The organism is Sphingomonas sp. (assembly GCF_050725575.1).
Lineage (GTDB): Bacteria > Pseudomonadota > Alphaproteobacteria > Sphingomonadales > Sphingomonadaceae > Sphingomonas.
In genome coordinates this window covers 57,367-64,792 of record NZ_JBOHHW010000030.1, presented here as the reverse complement: position 1 = coordinate 64,792, position 7,426 = coordinate 57,367, and the positions used below count along the sequence as shown (strand labels likewise).

Annotated in this window: 4 protein-coding genes; 1 reads left to right on the top strand and 3 read right to left on the bottom strand. The window is 63.9% G+C overall.

Features of this window, described 5'->3' with window-relative positions; all coding sequences use genetic code 11:
* Positions 1 to 243: hypothetical protein (locus ACRECS_RS18290; protein ID WP_431584377.1), on the top strand; the 243-nt coding region annotated here is incomplete at its 5' end.
* Positions 244 to 557: 314 nt separating this feature from the next.
* Here the strand turns inward: ACRECS_RS18290 and ACRECS_RS18285 are convergent.
* The 3 genes from ACRECS_RS18285 to ACRECS_RS18275 form a co-directional block, all read right to left on the bottom strand.
* Positions 558 to 2,276: an amidohydrolase gene (locus tag ACRECS_RS18285; RefSeq protein WP_431584376.1), complete on the bottom strand. Its 1,719-nt coding sequence runs from the start codon at positions 2,274 to 2,276 to the stop codon at positions 558 to 560.
* Between the two features lie 72 nt (positions 2,277 to 2,348).
* Positions 2,349 to 4,418 (bottom strand): TonB-dependent siderophore receptor, encoded by a 2,070-nt coding sequence (locus ACRECS_RS18280; RefSeq protein ID WP_431584375.1) that lies wholly within the window; start codon positions 4,416 to 4,418, stop codon positions 2,349 to 2,351.
* A gap of 242 nt (positions 4,419 to 4,660) precedes the next feature.
* Positions 4,661 to 7,372: a LuxR C-terminal-related transcriptional regulator gene (locus tag ACRECS_RS18275; RefSeq protein ID WP_431584374.1), complete on the bottom strand. Its 2,712-nt coding sequence runs from the start codon at positions 7,370 to 7,372 to the stop codon at positions 4,661 to 4,663.
* Between the last annotated feature and the right edge of the window lie 54 nt (positions 7,373 to 7,426).

The following is a 7,426-nucleotide window of genomic DNA, read 5'->3' as shown; positions in this document are numbered from 1 at the left end:
GGACAAGGAGGTCGAACCCCCGCGCGCCGCTTCGACCGGCGTGTGCTCAGATGGGGTAACTGCATTCTTCGTGCTGCCGGAATCAGCAACGATAGCCACACGCAGAGCATACAATTGCTCAGTAACGCCGTTACTCGTGGCCTCATCGTTGAGTATATTCGCAATCCGGACAAAGCGGCGCTCGAACGTGCATCGAACATCTGGAAGGCGCAGATGCTCATGATGCTTTTCGGCCCTGAGTGAGCCCTCATGATCTGGAGCGGGACTGACGGGCGGACGTGTCGCGTATGTTTGCCTCTCCAATATGGGAGGGCGCGGCCTGAAGCAGTTCAGGCACCAATTTTACGCACAGCGCCAGGCAGGTGCTCATCACCGACGACCGCCGAGATGGCGGGGTCCAACATGGCCGGGGTTACTCGTCGGAACGCGGCCATGGCGCGGCGTTCACGGCAATCGGATCAGCTTAACTCCTGGTCGAAGCAATCGACCGCCCTCCCCATCGTTCCGGCGACGGCCTTGTCTGGATCGCGGGAAAAGCTGACGAAGTTATCGCGCCATTACATGCCCAGACCGGAGAGACTGCCATGCACCTCGCGCCCCTGGAACAGAGTGAGCATCACCTTGGTCGCGTGGATCTGGCGTGCGGGGATCTTGAACAGGTTCTGGTCGAGCACAATCAGATCCGCGCTCTTGCCCGGTGCAATTGAGCCGGTTCGTTTGTCGAGATGGTTCACATAGGCGACGTTGAGCGTGTAGGCGCGCAGGGCCTGCTCCAGCGTCACCGCCTCGGTCGGCTCCAGCGGCGGCAGCTTCCCCTCCGGTGCGACGCGGGTGAGCGCGACTTCGATACCCTCGAACGGATTGGCCGAAGCGACCGACCAGTCCGCCCCATAGGCCAGGCGCCCACCGAAGCGCAGCACGCTGCCTGCGGGATAGATATAGGTCGAGCGCACCGGCCCGATCCGCTCGATGGTGAGCGCCATATAGGCCTCGTTGCAGGCCCAGAGCGGCTGGAAGATCGCGGTTACATTGAGCTTGGCGAAGCGCGGCTGGTCGGCCGGGTCGATAACGTTCATGTGCGAGATCATCGGGCGCGTGTCTCTCATGCCGTCACGGCTGCGAGCAACGGCGACTGCGTCAAGCGCCTCGCGTACCGCAGCGTCGCCGATCGTGTGGAAATGCGACTGCATGTCGCGAGCATCGAGCGCGGTGACCGCCTCGGCGAGCGTCTCCAGCTTGATCTGGGTCGCGCCCTTCACGTCGGTGCCTTCATAGGGCGCAAGCATTGCCGCGGTCTGCTGCGGGATCACACCGTCGATGAAGAACTTCACGCCATTCGCGGTGAGTCCGATCTCGCGCGCCCTGGCCGAGAGCTTGAGGATATCGGCCATCTGTTCGATGCCGCGCTCATTGTTCCAGCGCAGGTCCATCGCAGTGTGCATGGTCAGCCCGCCGCGATCCCTGACGGCCTTATAGGCGTCGATCGCGCGGCTGGTGCCACCCTTGTCCCACTCGACAGCCGCATCGTGCCACGAGGTGATGCCCATGCTGTTGAAGAACTTGACGGTGTAGCTGATTGCACCCTGCAGATCTTGGTCGGTGGGCGGCGGCACCAGCGAATCTACGAGTGCCATCGCCGCCTCTTCCAGCCCGCCGACCGGTTCGCCGGTTTTCGGATCGCGGTCGATCGTCCCGTTCCTGGGATCTGGGGTGTCCTTGGTGATCTTGGCCAGTTCCAGCGCCTTGGAATTCACCCAGAGTGTGTGCCCGTCGGACTCGAAGATCAGCGGACGCTCCCTGGAGATCGCATCAAGGATTTCCTTGCGCGGAATGCCGTTGGGCGGGAACAGGGTCTGGTTGAAACCCGAGCCGAAGATCGTGCCGTTGCCGGGCGTCTTCGCAACGCAATCGGCGATGGTCTTGCGATAGTCGTCCAGCGTCTTGCCGGCATGGAGCGCGCAGCGGGCATGGCTCATGCCGCCGAAGATCGGGTGCGCGTGCGCATCGCCAAACGCGGGCATCAGGAAGCGGCCGTGGAGGTCCACAACCTTGGTTTTCGCGCCCTGGCGCCGGGCGATCTCGGCACTGGTACCAACGTCGAGAATACGCCCATCCTTGATCGCCACCGCCTCCGCCCAGGGCTTGCTATCCTCGACCGTATAAACGTGACCATTGGTGAGGATCAGCTCAGCCGCCTCGGGCGCCGGCGTCGCCGGGGCACTGTTCGCGGTGGCGGTAAGGAGCAACCCGGCGGTCGCGAGACGAAGGGCGGGCATCGGCGTTCAATCCTATGAATGCATGGAAAACTGTGGGCCGGAGGAAAAACCCTCCGGCCCCGGTGCGTCAGGTCAGAAGCGGAAGCGCGCCGAGGCGAGCACCGTACGGTCCTTGCCTAGATAGCAATAGCCTTCGCTCGCTGCCGCGCTGTAGTTGCAGTTGGTGTAGACCCGCTGGTTGAACAGGTTGCTGGCGTTCACCGACAGATTCCAGCCCTTGTAGTCGAGTTCGAACATCGCATCGACCAGCGTGACGGGATCGATGAAATAGGTCTGCGAGGTGTCGATCTTGTCGCCCTGATAGCGCACGCCGAGGCCCACCTTGCCAGTGATGTCGTTGCCCAGTGCGAAGTTCTTCGCGCCCCAGATCGATGCCTGGTGCTCGGGCATGTTGCTCACCCGGTTCCCGACGATCGACGGGACCGGGTTCTCGACGAACTTGGCCTGAGTATAGCTGTATGCCGCGGTCAGCTCGAAATTGCGCGGCAGGCGCCACGTGCCTTCGACTTCGATGCCCTTCGACCCTACCGTGCTGTTCTGCAGGAAATTCTGAATGTTGGCCGGATCGGAGATCAGATAATTCTGCTCCTTCACGTCGAACCCGGCGATCGTGATCAGGGCGTTGCGGGTCGGCGCGAACTTCACACCCGCCTCATATTGCCGGCCCTTCCGCGGTACGAAGGCCACGCCGGCGAAGCTGGTGCCGAACACCGGCAAAAACGATTCCGAATAGTTGAAATAGGGCGACACACCTTTGGTGACATCGGCGATGATGCCGCCGCGGAAGGTCCAGGCCTTGTTGTCCGGCTGATCGACACCATCGACGTTCGAGGTGACCTTGTCGTGGCGGAGGCCGAAGACGAGCGAGATACGGTCCCAAGCGCGAATCTGATCCTGCGCGTAGAAGCCGAGTTGGGTGTTCTTCGTCACCTTGTTCGGGCCCCAGGGCGCCGTGGCGAAGGCCTGGCCATAGACAGGGGCATAGATGTTGATTGTCGGCGCGGCGCCGAAACCCTCGCTCTTGTCTTCCTTGAACGAGGTATAGTCCAAGCCGAGCAGGACCTGATGCTTGAAGGGGCCGGTATCAAACTTGAAGGTCAGATTGTTGTCGGTGTTGAAGTCGTCATAGCGGGCGCGGTTGAAATACCAGTAGCGCGCCGGCATGCGCGGCCCGCGGCCATCGGCATAGGCCACGCCCGCATCCGTGTAGAAATAATCCGCATAGACCTCCTGGTAGTCGACCTTTTGATGGAAGTAGCGGTTGCGGCTGTTGAAGGTGATGTTGTCACCGAAATGCTGGGTCAGCAGCGCGCTGCCTGAATAATAGTCGCTGCGGCTGTGGTTAAAGTCCGGCTCGCCCAGGTAGAAGTCGAACGGGATCGCCACCTTGGCGTTGGCCGCATCGACGGTCTTGGAGGTCGGCAGATAGGTCTGCGTGCCGAGGCGGTCCTTCTGGTACAGGCCGATCAGCGTGATCTCGGTGCTTGAGCTGGGCTTGAAGGTGACCGCGGGCATGATCAGCATGCGGTCATCGTCCTGCGACGGCTGCTGCAAATGCCCGTCGCGCACCAGACCGACGAGGCGCGCCGAGACGCCATCGGCCAGGCCGCCGGTCACGTCGAAGCGGAATTCCTTGCGCGCATCGGTACCGAGCGTGACGCCCGCTTCACCGGCGAACTCGTCCTGCGGCCGCTTGCTGACCGCGTTGAGGATACCGCCCGCGCCGCCGCCGCCGTACAGGGTCGAGGAAGGGCCGCGCATCAACTCGGCGCGCTCGACCGTATAGATCTCCAACCGCGCGCCGTAGACGAAGCTCGGCATGCGGTTGAGCCCGTCGAGATACTGGTTCACGTCGAAGCCGCGCGCCGCAAGGAAATCGCCGCGCGCATCGACGCCGTTGAGTTCGGAGGCGACGCCCGCGCTGTAGCGGACGACATCCTGGAGATTGACCGCGGCGCGGTCCTTGAACTGTTCCGACGTGATCACGCTGATCGATTGCGGAATCTCGGTCAGCGGCGTGTCCGTCTTGGTACCGGCCACCGCTCGCGTGCCGGTAACGACGATATCGTCGTCCGACTGCGCCTTTGCCGGCGCCGGATCGGCGCTGTCCTGCGCCATCGCCGCACTGGACCAACCGATCACCACACACGCTGAAAGCAGTATCAGCCGCTTCCGCTTAACCAATTTCTTCGAATATCCGTGCGTCATGACCACCCGCCCTCTGCTATTTTTGCCGGCTCGGAATGCCGCCTCCCTTGACGACAGCCAGCTGTTTTTCAGGAGGAGCATTGAACAGGCAGCGCCGTGAAACCGTCACGCGATTTTCAGGGTAAATAGGAGAGCAAGACGGGTAAGGCTTTCACCCATTCGGGGGGAACAACTGCTCAGAAAGCCGCGGGGCGCGATGGCGCGCCCGCGATCAGCCCGCGTTCGTGCGACACACGCACCGCGTCGCGGCGCTTGTTGACGCCGATTTTCCGGAACACTGCCTTCAACCGGTATTTCACCGTATCGGGCGACATGCCGATCAACCGAGCGATCTCCTTGTTCGAATAGCCTTGGCTAAGATGGCGCAAGATCGCAGCCTCGGCATCGTTGAGTGCATCGGGTGCGGACGCTGGCGGCCGGGTGTTGCCGAGCGAGCGAGTGAGACCCTTCAGGAACTGTGCGCGGAAACGATCGGGCGAGCCTGCCAGCGCCTCATCAAGCGAAGCCTGGACAAAAGCGCGAGCGTTGAGGAACGGGCGGACGATCCCCTGGAACATCGCGGTGCCCACTGCCTCATCAAAACAGGCCTGCGCCTTTCCAGCCTCGCCGATCGCGCGACAGCCGTGCGCCGTGAGCAGGTTGAGGTCGATCAGCAGCCGGCCGGCGCCATGCTGGCGCGCCCAACGCGCCATTGCACTCAGCTCGTCGAGCGCGGTGTGATGCGCACCGGAGAGCAGCGCAAGCCGGGTGCGGCACAGCGAGGCGGCGACAGCCACCGGGCGATAGTGTGGCGATTCCTCTGCCATCGCATCAGCCAGCGCATCGAGCCCGATCGTGGTGGCAAAGGCCTGCGCTTCACCCAGCAAGGCTTCATCGCGTAGCAGCAGTTCGAGCTCGCACAGTTCGGCGAGCAGCTCGAGCTGGCGCAGGCGACGGCGCTGCGCGACGCTGCGCGCCCGGGCGAGCAGCGCGCGGGCGGCATCGATTGCACCGTCATCCATCAAGGCATGCGCGGCGGTGAAATAGGCGACGGCGTAGACATCTACCCAGCCGTCCGACTGCTCCATGTGCGGCAGCGCCCATTCGAGCAGGGCGTTCGCTTCGGTGGCGCGGTCCTGTTCGTAGAGCAGTTCCGCCTCAAACGCCGCGCAATTGGCGGCGAGATCGGAACGTGCGCCGAAATGCGCCTCGATCTCCTTATGAGCGACCGCGAGCACCGCCACCGCGTCTTTGAGCCGCCCCTGCCCTTCGCGAATACGCGCCTCGTGAAAGCGGGTGAACAGCTCGCTGTAAAGCGATCCCATCGCCTGGTAATGGCCACGCGCCGCCAGTGTCGGCTCCATAGCGCGCTCCAGCCAGCCACCCTCATAATATTTGGCACCGAGTGATTCGCTAACATTGGCGACGACCAGGTGATCGTCGGCGGGCAGCGTGCGCAGCAGCGCCTCGCGGGCGAGCAGGTCTTCGAGCGTCAACGGCTCGTTTTCATATTCGGCGAGGATGTCGCCGACGACGCGGATCTCGGTCCAGAGATCGGGCGAAGTCTCCTCCCGCCCGGCGCGTTCGACCAGCCGGTCATGGGCAAGCCGCGCCGCGTCCATCCGCCCGCATTTGATGTCGAGATAGAGCTCGGCCAGCACCAGCGCCGGGTTCGCGTCGATCTCCGCCGCGCTCAACCTGGCGAGGCCGCGCTCGACCAGACCCAGTTGGCCTTGCGGGATCAGCCGCCAGCCGCCCGCGTCTTCGAGAACGCCGGCAAGCAGCGCGCTGTCCTCGGCCTCGATCGCGTGGCTGATCGCCTCGGCAGTCTCACCGCGCGCGTCAAACCACAAAGCGAGCCGCTGGTGCAGCGCGCGATACTGACCGACGTCACGCCGGGCGAGCCGCTCGCGCAGATATTCGGCGAAGAGCTGGTGGTAGCGATAGGCATCGCGCTCGCGCGAAAGCGGGGCGAGCAGCACGCCCTGCTGCTCAAGCCGCTCGAGCAGCAGCCCGCCATCCTGCCGATCACAGATCAGATTGAGCGCCTCGCTCGTCACGCGGCCGAGCAGGGCGGTGCGCAGCACCACTTCCTGCACGTCCTCGGGCAGCGACATCAGCACCTGTTCGGAGAGATAGTTGGCCAGCTCCGAGCCGGAGCCTCCGGCGCCGCCGACAAAGCTGCGGCGATCGATCCCGCGCCGGAGCGAAAACAGGGTGAGCTGCAGCGCGATCGGCCAGCCTTCGGTCCGCTCGATCAGGCTGCGGACATCGTCTTCGCCCAGCGGCAAACCATCAGCGCGGGCCAGCATCTCCTCGGCCTCGGGGTTGGAAAATTTGAGATCTTCGGCGGAGAATTCGAGCAATTGCCCCTCGGCTGCCAGCATCGTCTGGCCGAGCCGCGGATAATCGCGCGAGGCGATGATGAAGTGGCAGTTGCGCGGCGCGAGGCGGATCAGCGACTGAAGGAAGTCGAGCGCCTCAGGGCTCTCGGCGCAGTGGAGATCGTCGAGGATCAGCACGGCCTGACGCGGATCGCGGGCCAGGCGGTTGATGATCGCTGAAAGCGCCGCGCGCGCGGGCATGCCGGGGGAGACGGGCTCGCCCTCGTCCACTGCTTCGCCGCTGATCGCATAGGAGATGTATTGGGCAAGCCGCTTGGCATCGGCCTCGTCGCGCTCGAGCGTGAGCCAGGCGACGAGCAGATCGGCATCGGCGAAGCGGCGACGCCACTGGGCAAGCAGGCTCGTCTTGCCATATCCCGCAGGCGCATGGATGAGCGTAAGCCGGCAGCCGAGCGCGCCGTCCAGCCGATCGAGCAGCACGTCGCGGCGGATCTGGTTGCCCATCCACAGCGGTGGCGCGACCTTGGTGGGGATCAGTTCTTCGATCGGGGCTACTCCGTCCATTCTGAGTCGCTAGACGGAAGACGGTACAAGAAGATGGCGGAAACGGGAGCGACT

Excerpts from the sequence above, each read along its gene's own strand:
- ACRECS_RS18285 (WP_431584376.1), bottom strand. The coding sequence starts at position 2,276 with ATGCCCGCCCTTCGTCTCGCGACCGCCGGGTTGCTCCTTACCGCCACC.
- ACRECS_RS18275 (WP_431584374.1), bottom strand. The coding sequence starts at position 7,372 with ATGGACGGAGTAGCCCCGATCGAAGAACTGATCCCCACCAAGGTCGCG.